General features: G+C 47.8%; 18 protein-coding genes. 13 read left to right on the forward strand and 5 right to left on the reverse strand.

Annotation, left to right across the window (positions count from 1 at the left end; all coding sequences use genetic code 11):
* Positions 1-171 precede the first annotated feature (171 nt).
* Positions 172-2,889 carry an aconitate hydratase AcnA gene (gene acnA / locus ASL11_RS17980; RefSeq protein WP_056617566.1) on the reverse strand — a complete coding sequence of 906 codons (2,718 nt, stop codon included), beginning with the start codon at positions 2,887-2,889 and terminating at the stop codon, positions 172-174.
* 234 nt (positions 2,890-3,123) lie between these two features.
* Here acnA and ASL11_RS17985 point away from each other — a divergent pair, with 234 nt between their 5' ends.
* The 10 genes from ASL11_RS17985 to ASL11_RS18030 all read left to right on the forward strand — a co-directional run bounded on the left by ASL11_RS17985 (position 3,124) and on the right by ASL11_RS18030 (position 13,274).
* Entirely contained in the window at positions 3,124-4,146 is a 1,023-nt protein-coding gene (locus ASL11_RS17985; protein WP_056617569.1) for an amidase domain-containing protein, read from the forward strand.
* A gap of 40 nt (positions 4,147-4,186) precedes the next feature.
* Entirely contained in the window at positions 4,187-5,329 is a 1,143-nt protein-coding gene (locus ASL11_RS17990; RefSeq protein ID WP_056617572.1) for a D-alanine--D-alanine ligase, read from the forward strand.
* 7 nt (positions 5,330-5,336) lie between these two features.
* Positions 5,337-5,654, forward strand: a complete 318-nt coding sequence (locus ASL11_RS17995; RefSeq protein ID WP_056617576.1) for a hypothetical protein — start codon at positions 5,337-5,339, stop codon at positions 5,652-5,654.
* 255 nt (positions 5,655-5,909) lie between these two features.
* Positions 5,910-6,899, forward strand: a complete 990-nt coding sequence (uvsE, locus tag ASL11_RS18000) for a UV DNA damage repair endonuclease UvsE (protein ID WP_056617579.1) — start codon at positions 5,910-5,912, stop codon at positions 6,897-6,899.
* A gap of 91 nt (positions 6,900-6,990) precedes the next feature.
* Complete coding sequence (gene fabI, locus ASL11_RS18005) at positions 6,991-7,761, forward strand: enoyl-ACP reductase FabI (RefSeq protein ID WP_028555353.1); 771 nt, start codon at positions 6,991-6,993, stop codon at positions 7,759-7,761.
* Positions 7,762-7,956: 195 nt separating this feature from the next.
* A complete protein-coding gene (locus ASL11_RS18010; RefSeq protein WP_056617582.1) occupies positions 7,957-8,823 on the forward strand; it encodes an inositol monophosphatase family protein in 867 nt (288 codons plus the stop codon).
* A 195-nt stretch (positions 8,824-9,018) separates the two neighbouring features.
* Entirely contained in the window at positions 9,019-9,984 is a 966-nt protein-coding gene (locus ASL11_RS18015; RefSeq protein WP_056617585.1) for a sugar kinase, read from the forward strand.
* A gap of 63 nt (positions 9,985-10,047) precedes the next feature.
* Positions 10,048-10,710 carry a bifunctional 2-keto-4-hydroxyglutarate aldolase/2-keto-3-deoxy-6-phosphogluconate aldolase gene (locus ASL11_RS18020; protein WP_056617588.1) on the forward strand — a complete coding sequence of 221 codons (663 nt, stop codon included), beginning with the start codon at positions 10,048-10,050 and terminating at the stop codon, positions 10,708-10,710.
* A gap of 69 nt (positions 10,711-10,779) precedes the next feature.
* Entirely contained in the window at positions 10,780-11,652 is an 873-nt protein-coding gene (locus tag ASL11_RS18025; protein WP_056617591.1) for a DinB family protein, read from the forward strand.
* A gap of 128 nt (positions 11,653-11,780) precedes the next feature.
* Positions 11,781-13,274, forward strand: a complete 1,494-nt coding sequence (locus ASL11_RS18030) for an amidase family protein (protein WP_157256965.1) — start codon at positions 11,781-11,783, stop codon at positions 13,272-13,274.
* A 491-nt stretch (positions 13,275-13,765) separates the two neighbouring features.
* Here the strand turns inward: ASL11_RS18030 and ASL11_RS37500 are convergent, their stop codons facing one another.
* The 3 genes from ASL11_RS37500 to ASL11_RS18040 form a co-directional block, all read right to left on the reverse strand.
* Positions 13,766-13,891, reverse strand: a complete 126-nt coding sequence (locus ASL11_RS37500; protein ID WP_235549887.1) for a DUF6254 family protein — start codon at positions 13,889-13,891, stop codon at positions 13,766-13,768.
* 144 nt (positions 13,892-14,035) lie between these two features.
* A complete protein-coding gene (locus ASL11_RS18035; protein WP_056617667.1) occupies positions 14,036-18,565 on the reverse strand; it encodes a glutamate synthase-related protein in 4,530 nt (1,509 codons plus the stop codon).
* A 530-nt stretch (positions 18,566-19,095) separates the two neighbouring features.
* Complete coding sequence (locus ASL11_RS18040) at positions 19,096-20,442, reverse strand: glutamate-1-semialdehyde 2,1-aminomutase (RefSeq protein WP_056617598.1); 1,347 nt, start codon at positions 20,440-20,442, stop codon at positions 19,096-19,098.
* Between ASL11_RS18040 and ASL11_RS18045 the strand changes: the two genes are divergently transcribed.
* Entirely contained in the window at positions 20,428-20,727 is a 300-nt protein-coding gene (locus tag ASL11_RS18045; RefSeq protein WP_056617601.1) for a hypothetical protein, read from the forward strand. The two genes, ASL11_RS18040 and ASL11_RS18045, sit on opposite strands and share 15 nt — an antisense overlap.
* Positions 20,728-21,191: 464 nt before the next feature.
* Here the strand turns inward: ASL11_RS18045 and ASL11_RS18050 are convergent, their stop codons facing one another.
* Entirely contained in the window at positions 21,192-22,235 is a 1,044-nt protein-coding gene (locus ASL11_RS18050) for an LCP family protein (protein WP_056617604.1), read from the reverse strand.
* A gap of 233 nt (positions 22,236-22,468) precedes the next feature.
* Here ASL11_RS18050 and ASL11_RS18055 point away from each other — a divergent pair, with 233 nt between their 5' ends.
* Both ASL11_RS18055 and ASL11_RS18060 read left to right on the forward strand, forming a co-directional pair.
* Complete coding sequence (locus tag ASL11_RS18055; protein WP_056617608.1) at positions 22,469-23,521, forward strand: ABC transporter ATP-binding protein; 1,053 nt, start codon at positions 22,469-22,471, stop codon at positions 23,519-23,521.
* On the forward strand, positions 23,514-24,308 hold the full coding sequence (locus ASL11_RS18060; RefSeq protein ID WP_056617611.1) for an ABC transporter permease: 795 nt from the start codon (positions 23,514-23,516) through the stop codon (positions 24,306-24,308). Before ASL11_RS18055 ends, ASL11_RS18060 begins: the two co-directional genes overlap by 8 nt.
* The last annotated feature ends 3 nt before the right edge of the window (positions 24,309-24,311 follow it).

Consider the following 24,311-nt stretch of genomic DNA (forward strand, 5'->3'; position numbering starts at 1 on the left):
AGTTTCTGGAAATGTAAGTCAATCCCTTGGGGCAGTAAGGGTTGAGCAGGCTCAATTTTTGATGAAAATGAGCGAATTAATCACATCTATTCCCATAAATAGGAAAAAGCCCGGGATGCCATGGAGGCAATCCCGAGCTTTTTTTGTGTGTGTTTTGCTGGTTGTTTAGGATTAGTTTTTGTTTTCTGCAAGAATCGAACGAAGAACGGTTTGCAGGATACCACCATTACGGTAGTAGTCTACGTCTACCAAGCTATCCAAACGTACAAGAGCTGTAAATTCGAAGCTAGTGCCATCTTCACGAGTTGCAGTAACTTTTACTGTTGAACCTGGTTGTACGTCGTTGCTAAGGCCTGTGATGTCGAATGTTTCGCGGCCCGTAATACCTAGCGTTTTCCAGCTTTCGCCGTTAACGAATTGAAGTGGAAGAACACCCATTCCAACAAGGTTACTACGGTGGATACGCTCGAAGCTTTCAGCGATAACAGCTTTAACGCCTAGCAAGAAAGTACCTTTGGCTGCCCAGTCACGGGAAGAACCAGTTCCATACTCTTTACCTGCGATAACGACAAGGTTTTGGCCTTCAGCTTGATACTTCATGGAAGCATCGTAGATGGATTCAACTTCGCCAGTTGGCAAGTAAGTTGTAACGCCGCCTTCAGTTCCTGGAGCCACTTGGTTACGAATACGAATGTTCGCGAACGTACCGCGCATCATCACTTCGTGGTTACCACGACGGGAACCGTAGGAGTTGAAGTCTTCTCTTTTTACACCATGGTTGATCAAGTATTGGCCTCCAGGGCTGTCTACTTTGATGTTACCAGCAGGGGAGATGTGATCCGTTGTTACGGAATCGCCCATAAGTGCAAGTGTTTTTGCGCTGCGGATATCAGCGATATCATCAAGAACTGTACCTAGGTCTGTGAAGAAAGGAGGCTCTTGGATGTATGTGGAGTTCGTGTCGAACTCGTACAGATCGCCTTCAGGGATTTGAATTTGGTTGAAACGTTCGTTAGCGCGGAATACATTGCTGTATTTGTCGCGGAACATGTCAGGGCTCATAGCAATGTTAAGAGCATCTTGAATCTCTTGGTTTGTAGGCCAGATATCTTTCAAGTAGACAGGTTTGCCAGTGTGGTCACTACCGATTGGATCTGTCGCAAGATCAATGTTCACAGTACCTGCAAGAGCATAAGCAACAACTAATGGAGGTGATCCAAGGTAGTTCGCTTTTACTTGTGCGTGTACGCGGCCTTCAAAGTTACGGTTACCGGAGATAACAGCAGCAACTGTCATATCGTTATCGATAATCGCTTTGCTTACTTCATCCGGAAGCGGACCGGAGTTACCGATACAAGTTGCACAGCCGTAACCTGCAACATGGAAGCCAAGAGCTTCTAGGGACTCAAGAAGGCCTGCTTTAATCAGATACTCAGTAACAACAAGGGAACCTGGAGTCAAAGAGCTTTTTACGAAAGCTGGTTTTTTCAAACCGAGAGCTACCGCTTTTTTCGCTACGAGACCAGCACCGATCATAACGCTTGGGTTGGACGTGTTCGTACAGGAAGTAATCGCTGCGATGACGACTGCGCCAGTACCCATTTTAACTGTTTCGTTTGGATATACAACATCAACAACTTCAGCCACTTTCTCTTCCGTCAAGCCGTATCCACCTTTTTCGATCGGTGTACGGATGATAGCGTTGAAAGATTCTTTCATGTTCGTAAGTTCTACGCGATCTTGCGGACGTTTAGGACCAGCTAAGCTTGGAACTACCGTGCTAAGATCAAGCTCAAGAACATCTGTGAACACTGGATCTGGCGTGCTATCTGTGCGGAACATGCCTTGTGCTTTGTAGTAAGCTTCTACAAGCGCGATTTGCTCTTCTTCACGGCCAGTAGCACGCAAGTAGTTCAATGTTTCGTTATCGACAGGGAAGAAACCGATTGTTGCCCCGTACTCAGGAGCCATGTTCGCAACTGTTGCACGGTCAGCCAAGGAAATGTTGCTTAGTCCAGGACCGAAGAACTCAACGAATTTACCAACAACGCCTTTTTTACGCAAAATTTGTGTAACTGTCAAAGCCAAGTCAGTCGCTGTAGCGCCTTCTGCCAATTGACCAGTCAATTTGAAACCAACAACGTCTGGCGCGACGAAGTATAGAGGTTGACCAAGCATACCGGCTTCGGCTTCGATACCGCCAACGCCCCAACCTACAACACCAAGACCGTTGATCATTGTTGTATGGGAGTCTGTACCTACGAGGGAATCCGGGTACACGACAGTTTCGCCGTCAATTGTTTTCGTAGCTGCAACAGATGCCAAGTACTCCAAGTTTACTTGGTGAACGATACCTGTTGAAGGTGGCACTGCACGGAAGTTATCGAATGCGGTTTGTGCCCAACGCAAGAAGCGGTAACGCTCTTCGTTTCTTTCGAATTCTAAGTTAATGTTCATTTCGAGTGCATCCGGGGAACCGAAAGCATCAACCATGACAGAGTGGTCAATTACAAGGTCAACTGGAACAAGTGGGTTAATACGTCTAGGATCTCCACCTTCACGGGCCATAGTCGCACGCATTGCCGCAAGGTCAACGACGACTGGAACGCCTGTGAAATCTTGAAGAACGATACGAGCAGGAATGAACGGAATTTCTTTGTTCTCATCGCGGCCTTCAGCCCAGCCAGCGATTTGCTTCACGTGCTCACTTGTAATAGCGCGACCGTCAAATTGACGAATAGCAGCTTCAAGCAAAACGCGGATGGAAACAGGAAGATTAGTGATCGTGCCGTGACCTTGGCTTTCAAAGTCAGGAAGGCTGTAATACTGGAACGATTTCGTGCCGACAGTTAACTGCTTGCGCACAGAAAAAGAGTCCTTATTGGACATGTGTAGTTCCTCCTCAAATTATAATATCTAACCATGCCATCGAATTTCATCTGGTGAAACTCGATTTCATAATTCCCTCTACCTCAAGTATAGCGCTTCGCCACGTGTGAGTAAAGATTAATTTCAATCATTTTTACCGTCAAAATGTCATATATTGAATCAATTCAAAGCAATTCGGGCTTGTCTTAACAAAACCTATAAAAACCTTAATAAAAGCTAAGGAGGGATACCAAGATGTCCTGGAAAACAGCGCTCTACAATTACATTCATGCGAAAAATCAGGCTGAGCTTGAGGGCTCATCCACACCCTTGGAAGCATTTGTCTCGGACAGCGCTTATGTACGGAAACAGGATGTCAAGGTGCGAAGGCTCCTGAACAGTTACCGAGAACGTGACGCTAAGCTGCTGCGCGGAGAAACCAAGCTCCGTATGCAAGGTGTTAAGGAATTGCCATATGGTATTATTGCGGATATCCAGTTGCATCGGTTTTTGACCTATCAAATTGGTTTAATAGAACATCAGGAGGAGCGTATAGAGTCAGAACGCGTGATCATCGAGCAAAATGCTTTAGGCTGGAAAGTTCAAAGCGCGGAGCTTTTACAAAGCGAAAAGTCCCAGCCCAGCCGCGGCCGCAGCTTCCATTTGTCAGAGAATGAGAGGTTCCTAGACACCCAGCGCAGCTCACCATCTCTTCCTTATATCAATCCTAGTATACGCAATACGAGTGGTCTGGAATCCGCTCATCGCAAAATCATTTATAATCGTCCCAAAGCCGTCCAATATGCGGAAAAATGGTGGCAAACACCGAATCCGAGTTATGAGTATTTTGAAGTGGATTGCACGAATTATGTCTCGCAATGCCTCTTTGCAGGCGGGGCTCCAATGGACTATACTGGGAAAAGGGATTCGGGCTGGTGGTATGCTGGCAAAAAAGGGCATCAAGAGCTTTGGAGCTATAGTTGGGCAGTAGCCAACAGCTTGCATCATTACTTGGAACGTCCTCATAAGCATGGTTTGACAGGTACAGTCGTCAAGGACGCTTGGGAGCTACAGCCAGGAGACACCATCAGCTATGATTGGGATGGCGATGGTCGCTTCCAGCACAATACAATCGTAATAGGTAAAGATGCCAATGGGATGCCGCTTGTTAATGCGCATACCTTTAATAGCCGTAATCGGTACTGGGCATACAAGGATTCACCTGCTTGGTCGGAACGGACGAAATACACGTTCATTCATGTTGCTGATGAAATGTAAGATGGCATAGAGATTTGTAAATACTAGACGGAGGTACGTAATGAGCCGCAAAATACGAATTGGTTTAATTTATGGAGGGAAATCCGGTGAGCATGACGTGTCTTTGCAAACAGCATTGGCAGTTATGAAAGCTGTGGACTTCACAAAATATGAGATAACACCGTTTTATATATCCAAAAAAGGCGAGTGGAGAAGCGGAACGCCGCTTTTAGGTCCTGCTGAGTCCAAGGAAGCGCTGACCTTCAGTACGGAAGATGCTGGAGCTCCTGCTTCCAACGCACTGGCACCGATTTTTGGTGGTATTCAAACGAAGGGTGACATAGCTGTTTCTTCTATTACTTCCGCTGGAGCGGAGGATCTCGGATTAGATGTCGTATTCCCGCTATTACACGGAACGTTCGGGGAAGATGGAACGATTCAAGGACTTTTGGAAATGGCTAACATTCCCTATGTAGGTGCTGGTGTATTGGCTTCTGCTGTCGGCATGGATAAAGTCATGATGAAGAAGGTTTTCGCGCAGGAAGGACTTCCGCAGTGCATTTTCCGCCATTTTACCCGTACCGAGTGGGAGAAGAACCGCGCTTATCACCTGATGGAGCTGGAGACAGCGATTGGCTACCCATGCTTCGTGAAACCGGCTAACTTAGGTTCAAGCGTTGGGATTTCCAAAGCTAGAAATCAAGAAGAGCTGATCGCGGCAGTTGCTTTTGCTTTCCAATATGATCGCAAAGTTATTATTGAAGAAAATATCGATGCCCGTGAAATCGAAGTTGCCGTTCTGGGGAATGATGAGCCTATCGCTTCCGTTGTTGGTGAGATCGTATCTTCCAATGAATTCTATGATTACAAAGCCAAATATTTGGATGGTAAATCAGCCATGATTATTCCCGCCGAGATCTCCCAAGAGGTGTCGGACGAGGTCAGAGCACTGGCGCTTCGTGCGTTCCTGGCGGTTGATGGCAGCGGGTTGTCACGTGTGGACTTTTTCTTAGGCAAAATAGATCAGAAAATCTATATCAATGAAATCAATACGATGCCTGGTTTCACCCCATTCAGCATGTATCCATTGCTATGGCAAGAGACAGGTAAACCTTATAAAGAGCTGCTGGATGATCTCATTCGTTTGGCGATTGAGCGCCACGCGGCTAAACAAAATATCCAATATTCTTTCGATGCGGAGTAGATAAACCATGGGTTTTCAAACGGAATTCAATTCAGTTTGTAAGTTTAAGTCCGAGCAAGAGCTCTACGAGCTGCTGGAGTATGGCCGCGGCAAAATGGTGAAAAGCGGCTTCCGCGTTTTCCCAACAGGCCAGAAGGTTATCGCGTACACGCCTGAGAATCAAGCGATCGCCATCGTGCGTATCGTTGCCTCCATCGCGGAAATCAATTTCCAAGGTGAAGAGGTTACACAAGTGGAAATGGAGCTCATTCGTCGGTTAACCGAAGAAGAAGCTCGCATTCAAACTTCGCTTGCGTTCGAAATGTTTTTCGGAGAGCAAGCATAGAGAAACACCGACCTTTCGGGGGTCGGTGTTTTTTGTTGTGCTCACCTGCCCGCCAGCATTTTAGTAATACCCCATCCATATGTATAAATCAGTGTGTTTATACGGTTTCTTTTGAATACGAGCATTAATCAGATCTCCATCGTACAAAAGCCCCTTCTGACATTAAAATGTCGGAGGGGCTTTTTGTATGTACACCTTTTCGCTAGGGTAATCTAATACAATCCATTTGCAATCGAACCTGGAGGTTAACCGAACATGCTTATTCGCCTAGGATACGTAGCCATGTCCACTGTGGTAAAGAATGCTTCTCCGTCCAAGACGATGACGGCAACGAACTTCAGCAAGCTGCTCGATCGCGAGGCAGCTATTCGCAAGCTGCAGCGCATCGGCGCTGAGAACTTACATAATACGCTCCGATTGCTCAAACATAATCGTGCTCATGACATCATGGTGTTTAGATTTTCTTCCCGATTCATCCCGCTGATTGGCCATGAGATGCTGGGTGACTGGGACCCGATTCCATCCCTATCGGCGGAGTTTGAGGAGCTTGGCAGCTATGCCAAGCAGAATAACATGCGCGTTAGCTTCCATCCCGATCACTTCACCGTGCTCAGTACCGCGAGAAAGGATGTGCTCCAGAAATCGGTCGAAGACTTGGAACGTCACTCCGCCATGCTCAATGCCATGGGGCTTGGTATGGAAGCCATGTGCAACATCCATGTTGGCGGCTCCTATGGGGATAAAATTAAATCCGCGAAGCGATTTGTCCAAAACTTCACCGCCATGCGTATACCCATTCAACAGCGAATCACGCTCGAAAATGACGACAAAACGTTCAATGCCCTTGAGACACTCGAGATTGCTGAGGAAGTCGGTGCTCCCATGGTATTGGATGTGCATCATCATGCAGTCAATAACAATGGCGAAGACGCAGTCGAGCTGTGGCCTCGCATTCAAGAAACCTGGCTAAAACGCGCACGCTTGAACCTGGATGATGCATCATCCTCGCTCCCACCCAAAATTCACGTTTCCAGCCCCAAAGGCGAAACAGAACCAAGAAGTCATGCCGACTATGTGGAAGTAGGGCCCTTATACAATTTTCTAAAAGCTATAGCACCCATCACGCCAAAGCTCGATATCATGATCGAAGCGAAGATGAAGGATAGCGCTCTTTTCAAGCTGATGGAGGACCTCAAGGAACAAGAAGGCGTCACAGCCCTCAATGAAGCGTCGCTACAGCTCTAATCCCATATTTTTCTTGAATTGTTGGACAAAATGGGGTACTTTGGAGAATGAACGACTAACCATCCCATTGTGAGAGGGGCTTCTACGAACCATGAGTCAATTATTAAACGGAAAAAATATACTTGTAATGGGTGTTGCTAATGACCGCAGTATCGCTTGGGCCATTGCACAATCTTTAGCCGCGCAAGGCGCTAATTTGGTGTTCACGTTCGAAAACGAGCGCGTTGAAGAACGCGTACGCAAGCTAGCTGACACGATTCCTGGCTCCACGTTGATGCCTTGTAACGTAACCGTAGATGCAGAAATCGATACTTTGGCTTCTGCACTCAAAGAGAAGTTCGGAGTCGTGCATGGACTTGTACATAGTATTGCTTTTGCCAAAACAGAAGAGTTGGACGGGCTGTTTGTGGATACATCACGCGATGGTTTCGCGCTTGCGCATGACATCAGTGCTTACTCCCTAGTGGCCGTATCCAAACGTATTTACCCGCTGATGACAGAAGGCGGAAGCATCATGACGATGACGTACCTTGGCGCAGAGCGTGCTATGAAGAACTACAACGTGATGGGCGTTGCCAAAGCTGCGCTTGAAGCTAGCGTTCGTTACCTCGCGGCAGATCTTGGCCAATTCGGTATCCGAGTTAACGGCATCTCGGCTGGTCCAATCCGTACGTTGGCTGCCAAAGGCATCAAGGATTTCAACTCCATCCTGCGTCAAGTCGAAGAGAAAGCTCCACTTCGTAAAACGACAGATACAGCTGAAGTTGGCGATACGGCGATGTTCCTTATGAGTAATTTATCCCGTGGCATCACTGGCGAGGTTATTTATGTAGACGGCGGATACCACATCGTTGGTATATAGAAGGCTTTATTTTCATAGATAAAAGAAGATAGAAAACCGTACGGCGTTGGTGCCGATACGGTTTTTTTCGTTTAAATTCCACGCCAATGTGAAAATGTACGAATAAATTAGGATGAAACGCACTAGTATTAGAAACGTATAATTTACTATACTTAACGTAATATCTAAATTAATGAAAAGAAAGAGTTGATATATATGGTAAATGGTGGAACGGAATCATTTGTTGTTGGTAGTAAAAGTTTTACAGCTGTAGCTATTAATACGGCAGCTAAGGCAGGTCAGTGGATCAAAACGAAGCTCGGAGATATAAATCATGTAGGGACGAAATTCTCGGCTCAAGACCTCGTGACCGAGGTTGATAAAGGTTCTGAGAAGTTGATTCGTAATCTGATTATGACGCATTTCCCTAACCATTCCATCCTTGGGGAAGAAGGCGTAGAGCCAGGTCCTGAGGCGTCAGCCAAAGCATTGCAAGAAATGAGTGATGAAGAGTATCTCTGGATCGTAGATCCAATTGATGGCACGACGAACTTCGTTCATGGATTTCCATTCTTCTCCGTGTCGATTGCATTGGCGCATAAAGGGGAAGTTATCGTAGGCGTCGTTTACGACCCATCACGAGACGAATTATTCGTTGCTGAGAAGGGGAAAGGCGCTTACATGCACGGTAAAAAGACAGAGGTCTCCGAAGATGAGACGCTGCTTACCAGCTTAATCGCTACTGGATTCCCGGCGGACCGTGATGGAGCGCTGCCTATTAATCTGCAGGGCGTTCAGGCGCTTTCGCCGAAAGTTCGTAACATCCGTGTGGCAGGCTCCGCAGCGCTGCATTTGGCCTATGTGGCTGCTGGGCGTCTTAGCGGCTTTTGGGAAATCGGTCTCAACGCCTGGGACATTGCAGCAGGTGCCTTGCTTATTACAGAGTCAGGTGGTCGTGTGACGGATACGGAAGGCAAGCCTTACCACTTGGGCGTTCGTAACGTGATGGCGACGAATGGACATATTCACGAAGAGTTCCAGAACGAGCTCGCCGTAGCTCAAGCGACAGGGTATGTGAAGTAAAAAAACCTCTTGCAAGGTCGTTTCCTCAGGGATGACTCAGCAAGAGGTTTTTTCCTCTATTTGGAACAGAGACAGCTCGTCGTAAAAGTCTGGTGAAATCCGTTCAAATCCACTATAATATGAGATATCTCATTTATTTAAACGTTTCAATTAACGGGACACGCGAGTCGTGATCGGAATGGATGGAGTGCTTCTATGTCGGTAAATACAGGATCAGGACCAGATATTATTACGTTTGGAGAAACAATGGCTCTGCTTATGCCTTCAGGCGGTAAGGGCTTAGAGTACTCATCGGAGCTGCATAGCCTGTTTGGCGGTGCAGAGAGCAATGTGGCGATCGGCATTTCACGCCTTGGCGGTCATGTAGGTTGGTTCGGCAGACTAGGTAAGGACCCGTTAGGTCGTATGATTTTCAAAAAAATCCGTGGTGAAGGTGTCGATGTTTCCCGTGCGGAATTGACGCCCGATGCGCCAACAGGACTCATGATGCGTGAAGTTCTAATGGGCAAAACGTCCGTTTACTACTATCGCAAAAACTCGGCAGCAAGTCAGATGAGCCCAAAACATTTGGATGAGGCCTACATCGCTGGGGCTAAAATATTGCATATTACCGGTATCACACCGGCGTTAAGCGAGTCGTGTAGAGAGGCAGCATTCGAAGCTATTCGTTTGGCTCGTAAGCATGGCGTGAGGGTTAGCTTTGATCCGAATCTGCGATTGAAGTTGTGGAACATTGAAGAGGCGCGTCCTGTGCTGCTTGAACTGGCGAAACTGTCGGATATTTTCCTGCCAGGCTTGGACGAACTGAAACTGCTGTACCAAACAGAGGACTGGGATGTGATCGTGAGCAAGCTTCGCGAGCTATCTGCTGTATCTATCGTCAAAGGTGGCGAGGACGTGACTTATGTGGTGACAGCAGATACGATTACAACAGTGCCTTACTTCAAAGCAGAGCAAGTCATTGATACCGTGGGTGCGGGCGATGGGTTCTGTGCGGGCTTTTTGGTGGGCGTGCTGAAAGCGTATGAGTACCCTGAGGCTGTTCGAATTGGGAATCTGGTGGGTTCCATGATCGTGCAGACGGAAGGCGACTGGGAAGGCGCTCCGACGTGGGAGCAAGTGGAAGCGGTACTTAACAACATTAAACATATTGAACGTTAATTGTTTGGAAGAAGATACGGAACCTAAATCATACATGCTTACACATAGAAGGGAAGATGACCAGTGAAGAAACTTCAATTACTTCAGCAAATTACAAATGAGGGCGTCGTTGCCGTCCTACGCGGAGATACACCAGAAGAAGTCGTCGAAATGGCGGATCAAGCGATCGCCGGCGGTATCAAAGTCATCGAAGTCACGATGACCGTGCCTTTCGCGCTGCGCGCGATTGAGGAGCTGGCGAAGCGCTACTCGAGCACAGCGAAGGACGCGTCTAAGTACGCGATTATCGGGGTGGGCACAGCCCTTGACCCCGAAACGGCGCGTGCCGCGATCCTTAGCGGGGCCGAGTTCGTTGTCGGCCCATCTTTGAACCCAAGCACGGTTACACTGTGTAACCGGTATCGTGTGCCGATCATGCCAGGGTGCATGACCATTGCTGATATTCAAGCCGCGCTAGAGCTTGGCGTGGACATTGTGAAGCTCTTCCCGGGTAATCTGTACTCCCCGGCGATGATTAAGGCCATTAAAGGTCCGCTGCCACAGGCGAACATTATGCCTACTGGCGGGGTTTCGCTGAGCAACCTCGGGGAATGGATCCAGGCCGGCGCAGTTGCCGTCGGCATCGGCTCCGATTTGACTAGCGAAGCGGTCAAAACAGGAAACTACAGCCTTGTTGCGAAGAAGGCTGCGCAATATATCGAGGCCTACCAAGCGGCCAAGAAGTAGGTTTGGATGTACGCTCCGTCGAAATTAAGACGGAGCGTATTTTTTTGTGCGGAAATGGAGGCAGGGAAGATGGAGCAGAGTGGTCAGGCTAGATTATTGCTCAGCGTGAGCAATTTGGAGGCGTCGATAGCTTTTTATAGGAGTCAGCTAGGTTGGGAGCTGCTTAAGCGGGACGAGGCTTGCGGTGCAGCATTGCTGCACATGGGTGATACAGCAGATGAGGCTGTTCTAGTCGTGAAGGGGTGTGAAGCGAATGAGGTTCTGAACCATTGGTTAAGACCGAATTACAGCGCAGCACAAGCTGGAGGCCTTGTTTACATCGGTGTAGCTTCTGTAGCTGACGTGGAGTCGAACTTGCTCGCCAGAGGCTTCCAGCAGGCCATAGGGAGTCAGGAGTCCGAACATATTCGTGAACGCCATGTTCCGACCCTTGATGGGTATACACTGGTCTACTGGGAAGAGCTGTTTCCATCTCATATCGAGATTATGAAGATGTATGAAGCGGGCTTGGCAGAGTTACATCAAGCCATTGACGGCTTATCCGATGCACAGCTTAACTTACGTGAAGTACATGACAAGTGGTCGATACGTGAGCATGTGCTGCATCTGATCGATTTGGAGCTGATCACCATGCACAAAGTGAAATTTGCACTTGCGGAACCGGGGCGGATGTACACAGGAAATTCGTTTCAACCAGGTGATTGGCATCGGGGACTCCAGTATGCAGAGCGGCCAATCGCTGCCGAAGTCCTGTTATTTGGAGCGGCAAGGCAGCATATTATTGAGCTGTGTAAGTATCTTCCAGATGCATTAGACCGCACCATACGGATGGAGAATCGGGAAGAAGCCGTTGCACAATTGCTGAAAATGATGGCTGGCCACGCCAAACATCATTTGCGTGCAGTCGAGCGAATTTGCAAGCTGCATGGGGTCCGTAGCTAGGGGATACATGCACAGGGAATTACCGCCTAATTCGACTATAGTTAATCTTTCTATATGTGCCCTATCCCTGCTTATGGTAAGTTCTATACAACAAGTAAGTGACGAAGAAGCAGTTGGAGGTCGATCAAGTGATTAAGCATCTAAAGGATTGGATTGTAGAGGCGGATATAGCAAGTATGCAAGCTGCCATGGAGACAGGCTCAGTAACCTCAGAGGAGCTTGTTCGAGTATATCTAGAGCGAATTGGCGAGTATGATTCGGCAATCAATACGATCTTAGAAATCAATCCCGACGCGATTCATATCGCAAAGGACTTAGATAAAGAACGCGAGGAAACTGGGAGCCGAGGGAACTTACACGGGATACCGATTCTTCTAAAAGATAATATCGATACACACGATAACATGCATACGAGTGCTGGATCGATTGCGCTGGCGGATTCGTTTGCGGCTAAGGATTCATTTGTAGCCGCCAAACTGCGAGCAGCAGGTGCTGTTTTGCTAGGGAAGACGAATATGTCGGAATGGTCGAATTTTATGTCCAGCTCCATGCCTGCAGGATATAGTTCAAGGGGAGGGCAAGTGCTTAACCCTTATGGCCCTGGGGAAATGTTCGTTAGCGGGTCTAGCTCGGGTTCGGCAGCGGCAGTGGCTGCCAATTTAGGTGCAGCTTCGATAGGGACAGAGACGGCAGGCTCGATTGTTGGGCCTGCAAGTCAGCACTTTGTAGTAGGGATCAAGCCGACTGTTGGATTAGTGAGCCGCGCTGGTATTATTCCGATTTCGAGCAGTCAGGATACCCCTGGACCGATAGCTAGGACGGTTAAAGATGCTGTTATTTTGTTAGGAGCATTAACAGGTGCTTACAGTGAGGATCCGGCTACGTTTGCGAGCAGCAAAGCCACTTTGCAAGACTACACACCGTTTTTGGATGCAAGTTTTGTACGAAAGGCCAGAATCGGTATTCCGCGGCATTATTATCAACATTTGGACAAAGAAAGATTAGCCATTATGGAAGCCGCCATTGCAACCTTGACAAAGGAAGGCGCAACAATCGTAGATCCGGTTAGCTTACACGTGGAACAGCAAAACTGGAACAATGATGCCATCACCTATGAATTTAAAAAAGGCCTGAATGCCTATTTATCGCGACTGGCTGAAGACATACCTGTTCACTCTTTGGAAGAGCTGATAGCGTATAACCACAACCATGCAGAGGCTGCTCTGCAATTCGGGCAGGACACACTCGTTCGCTCACAAGAAACGACCTTGACGGAGGAAACCTATCGTCAGAAGATGCAAGCCTACAAGGAACTGCCTCTCCAGCGAGGAATCGACTATGCACTGGACAAAGACGACTTAGATGCGCTCTTATTGCCTGGTGATGTGGATGGCCTGTATATCGCGGCGCGATTAGGTTACCCGTTGATTTCAGTTCCGGCCGGATATGCCAAAGAGGGAGTTATTGATGCACGTGGTCATTCAACCAAGGGGCCTTTTGGTGTTGTTTTTTCAGGCAGAGCCTTCAGTGAACCGACTTTGATCCAAATCGCCTACGGCTTTGAACAAGCTACACATCACCGTGTTCCGCCTGATTTAGACAAGAAGAATGTGAGGGAGTAACATGTTTAGTTTTAAAAATACAACAACAGATCTATCTAACAGCGCACGAAAGTTTGAGGGGGGGAGTTAGTCGGAAAAACCGACTAACTCGGAGGATTTAGGTGCTTCGCTGGTGGAGTTAGTCGGAAAAACCGACTAACTCGGAGGATTTAAGTGCTTCGCTGGTGGAGTTAGTCGGAAAATCGACTAACTCGGAGGATTTAGGTGCTTCGCTGGTGGAGTTAGTCGGAAAAACCGACTAACTCGGAGGATTTAAGTGCTTCGCCAGTGGAGTTAGTCGGAAATATCGACTAACTCGGAGGATTTAGGGCTATGCCAGTGGAGTTAGTCGGGTAAACCGACTAACTCGGAGCAAACGTAGGGAAGCTTCCGAAGCTCTCACATATTCACCAAACACAAAGAACCCGAAGACCTTATTTCCTTAGAAATAGGTCGAACGGGCTCTTTGTGTTGGTCCCTCTAACGTGTGGGAGAAGAGGGGGAGATCCTAATTACTTGTTTTCCGCATCATACTCACTGGCGAATTCGGCCAGGGCTTTCACCTTACCATGTGGTGGATGTTGAGCTTGTTTACGACCCTTCCATGCAGCTTCTTGGCGGCGCTTCGAGTGGCTCATAGCTGAAAACCTCCTGTGGTACGCGGATGGTGTTGCACTAATAAAATGCGATACATGCCTGTTTTTTATGCAACAAATCACTTATGCTTACGAAAAAAAACTCCACCCGACCATGAAGGTCTGATGGAGCCTTTTGCAATGATACTATTCTGTAGCAACGGATTGGTCAGCTTGCATGTTGACTGGGGAAATCCGAATGAAGTTAGCTTCTAGATTGCTTAGCAAACCTTCGATTTTTGCCGCGGCTTCGGATTGACCGGAGTTCGCAAGCTCAGCGTGGTAAGCTGTAAGCAATTCAGTAAGATCTTTTTTACTTTGAAGGCCGATAGGCTCAAGTTTAACTTTAGCGCCTTTAGCAATACGACGTTCGATAGCTGCTTGATCAAGACCCATTTCTGGCACTAGACGTTGGTAGATAACCCCACCTGTCATACCTGCACAGATCCATGGACCTGGATCGCCCATAACAACGGCACGGCCGTTTGTCATGTACTCGAACGCGAAGCCTTTAAGGTTTGCACGAGCTGCTAGACCGCCAAGCTCATCTTGCAGAGGCGTTGTGATCTCGCCGCCGAATACAACGTCAGCACCGGAGAAACGGATACATGCACGTGTATCTGCACTGCCTTGGATCAAGAACAAGCCTTTTTGAGCGCCGTAACCGAACGATTTACCAACGCTACCATTGATGAAGGTATTGTTTTTGCCAAGTGATTTCACGATAGCTACTTTACCGCCGAAGGCCATTTTACCAAGACCGTCTTCAGCACCGCCGTGTACCGTAATGTCTACGCCACGCGCATTGAATGCGGCAAGACCGTTACCAGGAACGGAACCATCGATCAAGTTAAGTGCAACTGCTGGAAGCTCATCGTAGCTGCCGTTGAAACGGTCTCTTACGCGATGGCTGGAATAACGAGTTCCGAGGATACGGGACTCGGCGTCCACTTTGGACCAGTTGCGAACGACAGGAGCATCGAACGATACGGAATCTGGGAAGAATTCAAGTCCTTCAGCACCTGCCGCGATACGGATATCGGACGAAACTGCTGCTGCTTCAGCCGCTCTTGTCTCTTCAGAGATGAACTGTAATGGAGCTGGACGAAGAATATCGGACAAATCTATACGCTCGATGTGGCTGATCTGCTCCAAAAGATCAGAACGGCCAACAAGTTCTTGTAAACTTTTGAAACCAAGGGAAGCAACGACTTCACGTACTTCTTCACCCATCGAACCGAACAAACGAACCAAGCTGTCAACAGCTAGATCGAATTGGCGAGGTACGAAACGGCGAAGACCTTTTTCTTCGGCTTCTTCCATGGAATCGATTTGTGTTGCGATACCAACGTGACAAGTGTCCAAATGACAACCGCGACATGTTGTACAACCAATGGATTGCATAGCGATACTACCAAAACCAGCACGGTTTGCACCAAGCATAACCATTTTAACAACGTCAGCGCCTGATTTCAGACCGCCATCGGACCACAGCTCAACGCGGTGACGAAGACCAGCTTCAATCAAAGCAACGTGAGCAAGTTTAGTTCCGATTTCCGTTGGAAGACCAACGTGCGTCAAAGAGTGAATACGAGCCGCACCAGTACCGCCGTCAAAACCGGAAAGGGTAATAACGTCAGCGCCAGCTTTGGCAACACCAACGGCAATCGTACCAATACCAGGAACAACTGGGATTTTCACGATAATTTTGGCTTTACGACCGCTACCTTCTTTAAGCTCGGAAATGATTTGCGCCAAATCCTCGATCGAGTAAATATCGTGGTTATTGGACGGTGAGATCAAGTCTGAACCGATTGTAGCGTTACGAGCTTCAGCGATTTTCGCTGTAACTTTGGAACCTGGTAAGTGACCGCCTTCACCTGGCTTTGCCCCTTGACCAATTTTGATCTCAAGGAAAGCTACTGCGTTAGCAAGCTCAATGTTAACACCGAAACGTCCGGAAGCGACTTGCGCTCCGCGCGTTCTTTTGTAACGGCCAAGCATATCTTTAATCTCTCCGCCCTCGCCGTTCATGGTAACCATGTTCAAGCGTTCGCCGGCTTCAGCGTAGGCACGGAAAGCTGTTTCATTTTGTGAACCGAAGGACATCGAAGAAATCAACATCGGCAAGGAATGACCGCCAATGGAAATATCAACTTGCGACGGATCAAGTGGTTGACGACCATCGCTGATTGCTTTGAAGCCCGCAATATGACGAATGGAAATCGGATTCTTCTTCTCTTCTTCACGCAATTTGTCGCGGTAGTCGCTGTAAGGAGCAGCTCCTGATGCAGCATCGCCTAGCGCTTTCCACATACGTTGGAAGAAACGGAAGTTTTTCGCTGCTTTCGCTTTCGGGTTGATGAAATCTACGTAACGAGCTTCAGCTTCAGCTTCAAGCTGAGCAAAGCCAGTACCTGCTTTTTCACTACCAAGGTAGTTCACGATATCCAGTACCTCAGATACTTCCGGATGGAAGCCGATGGAGGAGAAGAAACGTGTGTACCCGCGAAGCTCATGCGTACCGATCGTTGAAATGACTTTTTCAAGCCCTTTCGTAAGTGCCGCGTATACTTTACGTGCTGCTGCTGCGTTGCCTTCTTTGTCAGAAGCCGTGGAGAACAACAAGTAAGGTGAGATTACGTCCGCACCAAGACCACAAGCTACTGCGATATCATGCAGACTGCGAATAGCAGCTGAACGAAGGATCAATGTAACTTGGCGGCGCAGGTTGTCGCCGAAACCGAGTTTCTCTGCACGAAGTGCGATATCGATTTTGGAAACAGCAAGGTGAGGATCAAGCCACAAGCGGTCATTTTGGTGAGCTTCTGAATCGCCCAAGACGAGCAGCACCGCGCCATTACGAACAGCTGAGATGGCATCGGCAGCAAGTGCAGCCAAACCATCCTTCAGCGAAGTCCCTCTAGCGAAAGTTGCGGATAGAACAGCTACTTTGTTATCGCCTTGTGCACGGAATTGTGCAAGCAATTGCTCCAATGATGGTTGGGATAGGTTTTCTTCACTGCCTACACCGTTCGTTCCTTCAAGAACAAGCGGAGTAAGAAGCTCAAGACGAAGGTTGCTATCCACCTGTGCAAATACCGGAAGACGAGCTCCAGCAATAACACGTGTAGAGAAGTGTTCCATTTCACGGTCACGGTCAATAGCCGGATTCGTTACAACAGCAACACTTTCTTTAATGAAGTCAGGCACGTTCTGGCGTTCCCACGCAAGAGCCGCATGAGGTGAGTCATGGCCCAATGAACGAATGGGCTCAGCGCCTGTTTCGGACATGGATTCGATGTGTGAAATACCATCACGGTCCCAACCAAATGAACTGTACACTTGATCAGTTGTAACAATATTCTCATTTAGCTCAGCTTCTGTATTCGTTTGAGTAGGGTTCAAATACGAGCGGAGACCACCAATATTTACACGCTTGCTCACACGCTCATATACCAGGGATTGAACTTCATGATAAGGAATCACTTGAATGTGCTCGCCTGGTGTTAGAACAACACCGACTTTCTCACCTGGTGCGATTGGCTTCGGATCAGCAACCATTTCGCCAACCGTAATGACACCTTGCTCCGATGAGAAGTACAGGGACGTGTCACTTTCAACCATCCAAACAGGACGAAGACCTAACGCATCTACGCTGAAAATACACTCGTTACCGTAACGGGAAACGATACCTGCTGGACCTTGTGCAAAGTGACCCCATACTTGACGGTAGTACACATAAAGATCTTGAAGTTCCGGACGGAACTGTTTCATTTCATTAATAATAGGAGGGAACACCATTTCCATCGCTTCGAAAAGGGACAATCCAAAACGGTGAATGAACGTTTCAATCGTTCTGTTCATGTCTTGGGAGTCAGACCCGCCGCTTACAAGCGGAACGCCAACCATGTCAGCTTCAAGGCGAAGTTTCTTCACCGTGTTAATTTCACCGTTATGTCCAAGTAGGGAGAACGGTTGAACGCGGAAGAAGCTGGACAATGTGTTCGTTGAATAACGGTTATGACCAATCGTTACTTGGGATGCAAATAAAGGATCACGCAAGTCGTTAAAATATTTAGGTAGGATGCTAGCTGCACCTAGTACTTTGTAGGCAGATGTTACATTGCTAAGAGTAGCAACATGAACGTTGTAACGATCTTCAATTGCAATGTGCAGTTCATAAAGGTGATCGGCAACTTGACCTTCGGTCTTATTGCTGATAGCTGCAATTTGCCAGAACGTAGGCTCATCGAGCAAACCATTAGCGCCTAATGAGCCGCTATCAACTAGGTTTTCTTGCTCTAGAATAATGGATACATCATGGGAGGCAAAAAGCTCACGAATGCCGTTTTGAATCTCAGTAACAGTCAAATCCAACTTGCGTGGAACAAAGATATGTCCAACGGAAAAACGGTTGTCATAAGCAAGTTTGCTGTCCAGACCCGCATCTGTTAGCTTCTTTTCCCAGAGAGCACGTGGAATATCTGTTAGAATACCGCAACCATCGCCTTCACCATTGATAAATCCAGAACGATGTTCCATTTTAACAAGGGCATCAATCGTCTTTTGGATGTTATCACGGGAAGGATGACCATTCTTCTCAATAATACAAATAATACCGCAGCTGTCGTGTTCGGTTCCTAGTAGATCTTGAAAACGGCCTTCATTACGCATAATTTCATTCATTGCTCTGGTCAGTCGCCTGACCGTCACCCCCCATACATAATTAAACTCCTCTTACTTACGCTTCTTGCATTCTGGCACGGTCGAGCCTGCTAGCCATCCTATTTCCGGGACAATTCCACATTGTGGGCTAAATCCGAAATATGCATAATTGTGTATAAAAATGCAATTCAACTGAATATCATACCAATTTACAGGAGATAAGTCTCTCGAAATACGGCATAAATCGACTCGTAGTAAAGTAAGGCATCACACACAAAAAACCATGCAGTATTTGTAAATCATGCCCTAAGTTTCTAGGAAAATACTGTGAAAACAAGCGATTTGGCTAAAAGGGTAAAAGTAATCTTAGAATAGCATGAAAAAGTTCATCCGACAATACTTGCAGACGGAAATCATAAATGTAAGCGTTACCTTTTTTGTATACAGGTGAATAAAAGTATAATTCTTACAACGCATGTTAGGGTAGAAAGACGAACGAACTACAATCCTAATAGGATCATAGTTCGTTTTTGGGACGACTATCTTGTTTTCATTATTCGGAAAGCTTGGTCTGCAGCCTCGAGCGTTTGAGTAATATCAGCCTCTGTATGGGCAATTGTCATGAACCAAGCTTCGTATTTGGAAGGGGCAAGATTAATGCCTTGCTCCAGCATAAGTCGGAAGAAATCGGCGAAGCGTTCGCCATCAGTATCTTGAGCTTCCTCATAATTGGTGATTGGATGATCACAAAAATGAGTAGAGAAGGCGCCGCCGATGCGGTTCAGCGTCAGGGCGATGCCATGGCGGGCGGCGGATTCGGAGATGCCATTCGCGAGTGTTGTACCAAGCTGCTCGAGCTTGGTGTAAACACCCGGCTGCTGGAGCACCTCCAAGCAGGCGATACCGGCGGAGATGGAAGCGGGGTTCCCCGCCATCGTGCCGGCTTGATAAGCAGGTCCGAGAGGCGCGACCTGCTCCATCACTTCCTTGCGGCCACCGTAGGCCCCGATCGGCAGCCCGCCGCCGATCACTTTGCCGAGGGCCGTCAGGTCCGGTTCCACGGCCGCGAAGCGCGCCGCGGCATCGGTGGGGCCTCCCTCTAGGATAGGGAGGCCTTCGTAGGTCTGTGCCGTTCCGTAATGGAATCGGAACGCTGTGATGACCTCGTCGTAGATGACGAGGGCGCCGTGTTTGCGAGCAGCTGCGCAGAGCTGCTCGAGGTAGCCGGCATGGGGCATGACCATGCCGAAGTTGCCGACGATGGGCTCGACCATCACCGCGGCAATGTCTTCACCCCAACGCGCAAGCGCTGCCTCTAGTGCCGGAATGTCATTGAACGGCACGGTGATGACCTCTTGCGCGATGCTTGCCGGCACGCCAGCGCTGTCCGGCGTGCCTAGCGTGGACGGCCCGGAGCCGGCCGCCACCAGTACGAGATCCGAGTGGCCGTGGTAGCACCCGGCAAACTTAATGATCTTGGTGCGCTTCGTGAACGCGCGCGCCACGCGAATCGTCGTCATCACGGCCTCGGTGCCGGAGTTGACGAAGCGCACTTTGTCGAGCGAGGGAATCGCCGACTTCAGCATTTTAGCGAACTCGATCTCGAGTTCGGTCGGGGTGCCGTACAGCGTGCCGTTCTGTGCGGCGCGTATAATGGCTTCGGTCACGTGCGGATGCGCGTGACCGGTAATGATAGGGCCATAGGCGGCGAGGTAGTCAATGAAGCGATTTCCGTCTACGTCCCAGAAGTGTGCGCCTTGCGCACGCTTCATGAAGACGGGCGCGCCGCCGCCAACGGCTTTGAATGAGCGGGAAGGGGAGTTGACCCCGCCGACGATGTGTTGCAGTGCTTCTTGATACAGGAGTTCGGATTGCTTGCGTTCCATGACGATATCATTCCTTTATATGTAGTAGTGGTTGGATTCATTAAGTATCAACCTGCCCCAAGCGAAGGGGAACGAGAGGACGCTATTTGTGGTGTTTTGGTTGTTTTGGAGTTGAAAGGGAACGAGGGTGCGCTATTTCAGCGAAATGATATGATTTCCAGACTAAAACTACGAAATAGTGTAATGATGTTCCGCTTCGTCGGAAATTTGGCTAAATTTTGTGTAGATAGCGCACTGACGATCCTTCTGTTCCATTCCAGCAGCAAAAACTATCGGATTCGCTAATCGCATAGGACCGCCACGGCCCGTCCCAATTGCATCAACCTCCGCCACAGCCGAGCTCATCGCATCAACCGTCGCCACTAACAAATTACGAATAACAAATTTCCACTTTTGTCATTCGTGATTATCTTGTTTAGCAATATACCACCACAGCCGAGCCCCTCGCATCAACTGCCGCCACTATCAAAATACGAATAACAAATTTCCACTTTTGTCATTCGTGATTATTTAGTTTAGCAATATACCGCCACAGCCGAGCCCCTCGCATCAACCGTCGCCACTAACAAATTATGAATAACAAACTTCCATTTTTGTCATTCTCGATTATTTTGTTTAGCGATATACACCCTCCGGCGAATTGCGCACCCATACAAAAAATAAGAGTGGATACCCACTCTTATTATCCGCTTTTTCACACTATGCTCTTACGCTATTCCTGCTATAATTCGGGATCCTGCTCGTGTTTCCTACTTCACGGTTTTCGCAGCAACCTTCGGTGTTGGAGAAGGTGACGGCTTGGTTGGCCCTGTATCAGCTTCAGCTGTACCTGCAAAAAGGTCTTTCATATACTTTTGAAGCTTCACTTTATCCGCAGTGATCACGGAAGCGCCGCGGATCGTTTTCTCCATCAGTAAGTCTGAAGGAGGAAGTTGTGATGTGACGATACCATCAGCTTTGGCTTCATAACCAAGGCTGCCCAGCTTGAGCATGTCCGTTACGCTAAGATTCGTATCAATATACGGATCGATCGCATTCAGAATGCGCGGGAGCTTGATCAGCGATGAAGTGGATTGCATTTTAGCTGCAACAGCTGTCAGGAACTTTCTTTGTCTCTCCGTCCGGGAGAAGTCGGATAACGCATCGTGGCGGAAGCGTACATATTGCAGGGCTGTCTTGCCATCCAGATGCTGCTGTCCTTTTTTCAAATTAATGTCGTATACATGGTCATCTTCGGAGTCGGAATATTTCATATCCTTCTCCACATCAATATCAATGCCGCCAACCGCATCGATCAATGCGATGAAACCTTTGAAGTCGGTGTATACATAATATTGAACCGGAATGCCAAGGAGATCACTGACGGTTTTCATGGCCAAATTAGGTCCGCCTGTCGTAATCGCTGTATTAATCCGATCTTCGCCTTCACCGGGGATTTTCACGTAGGTGTCCCGCAGAATCGAGAACAGATGAGCCTTCTTTGTGACTGGATCGATGGAGGCTAACATAATACTATCTGATCTTGGTAACTCATTCTTCACCATGCCACGAGAATCACCGCCTAACAGCAAGATATTTACGCGCTGCTTGCTTTCCCATTTCGGTGGTGTGTATTTATCTGCATCCTTCGCGTTGGTCGGAATAAAGGTTGTGCTTCCACTGCCTTTCCCATTCGTACTGTCAGAATTATGAGAGATATTGTTAGCGAAGCTGTAGAAGGCGTAAGAATAATAGCCGGCGACCACCAAAAGCAGCATGACGATCAGGAGCATGGTCCGTTTGAAGATTTTCATACTATGTAAGCTCCTCTCCAAGGTAAAATTTAGCTTTAATTTAAAGTCAAATACGATACCTGTTAATCTGTACTTTTTTTTCTTACAGAATTGGGGTATCATGAGCTTGTTGTACGGTTGTAGGAAACGTCATTATGATCCATATTATAGATGCTACGAAACTTCGATAGCAAGTTATGACGAATGTTGCCGTAATCTGTAACCGAGACGACGAAGTCAGGGGGGGAAGACGCATGTTAGCCATAGATGTTCAAATGCTGCGCAAGGAATTTCAAGTTCAGCAAAGCCGCGGTGGCCTCAAAGGTGCCGTGCAAGATTTATTCAAACGTGAGTATAAGCAAATTACAGCTGTGAAGGACATAAGCTTTCAGATTCCAAAAGGCGAAATTTGTGGATATATCGGTGAAAATGGTGCCGGAAAATCGACGACGATCAAAATGTTAACGGGTATTCTCGTTCCTACGTCCGGTCACATCAAAGTGAATGGTTATGTGCCATTCAAAGAACGGGAGAAATTCGTAGCTGGGATCGGTGTTGTTTTCGGTCAGCGCAGCCAGCTCTGGTGGGACATTGGTGTTGTTGAGTCTTTCCAGCTGTTGAAAAAGGTATACCGCGTCTCCGAAGCCGATTACAAAAAACGTCTCGACGAGCTCGTCGACCGTTTGCAACTGTCGGATCTTCTATCACGACCTGTCCGTAAGTTGAGCTTAGGTCAGCGGATGCGCTGTGAATTAGCGGCTTCATTGCTGCATAATCCTGAAATTTTATTTCTGGATGAGCCAACCATTGGCCTCGACATTGTTGTGAAAACAGAGATCCGTGAATTTCTGAAGTCGCTCAATCAGCGATATGAGACGACGATTCTGCTGACAACGCATGATTTGCAGGACATCGAGGCGCTGTGCTCCCGTGTTATTATGCTAGATGACGGCCGAATTATTTATGATGGCGGTCTGGAAGAGCTGAAAGCCAGATGGGGAAAAGGAAAAGAAGTTGTCCTGCAGTTCGAACACCCAACAACGTTAGCGCGACTTCAAGAGCTGACCCTTGGCTTGGATGTAGCTTGGCAGCTTGAAAATGAGCTATCCGCCAAAGTGTTCATTCCGTATGAAAGAGCGAATATCTCGGATGTGTTAAGCCGCGTCGTTGGCGTGCTGCAAATCCAAGATATCAAGATTAATGAAACGAATACGGATGATATTGTCCGTGAAATTTATAAATCGGGCTCGGCCGAAGTGAAACGTTTGGAGATTGATCAGCCAGAGGGAGTTACGATCCATGCATAGAGCTTATATAGAAGTTATACGCATGCGGTTTCTCATGATGCTCGCTTATCGGGTGAATTATTACAGCGGGATCCTGATCTATGCGCTTAATATTGGCTCGTACTATTTCGTATATAAAGCGATTTATGGTGACCAAGCTGTTATCGGTGGTCTTACCCTCAGTCAAATGACAACCTATGTGGCGATTTCCTGGATGGGCCGCGCTTTCTATTTTAATAACCTAGATCGTGAGATTGCTAACGAGATTCGGGATGGTAGTGTCGCCATTCAATTCATCCGGCCTTACAATTATATTTTTGTGAAAATGATGCAAGGCTTAGGCGAAGGTGTATTCCGTCTTCTGCTTTTCACGACACCTGGTATGATCCTGATCTGGCTGCTGCTCCCGATTCAATTCCCAACAGATCCGAGCTTGTGGGTCATTTACTTAGTGATGCTGTTCTTCAGCTTTTTGATTAACACGCAATTGAATATCATTACGGGTTTGTTTGCCTTTTTCCTCGAAAATAATGAAGGCCTTATGCGTATGAAGCGCGTAGCGGTAGACCTTTTTTCAGGGCTCATTATTCCAATTTCCTTTTTCCCAGGATGGTCCAAGTCGATTCTGGAGTGGCTGCCCTTTCAGGCGATCACTTATTTACCCAGTGCAGTGTTTACCGGAAAAATAACGGGCAACGCGATACTCCAAAACTTTGGCGTTCAAGTTCTCTGGTTCCTGCTCCTTATTATTCCGATCTATGTGCTGTGGGTAAAATCCAAAACACGTCTATTCGTACAGGGAGGGTAACGC

The organism is Paenibacillus sp. Soil750 (assembly GCF_001428045.1).
GTDB lineage: Bacteria > Bacillota > Bacilli > Paenibacillales > NBRC-103111 > Paenibacillus_E > Paenibacillus_E allorhizoplanae.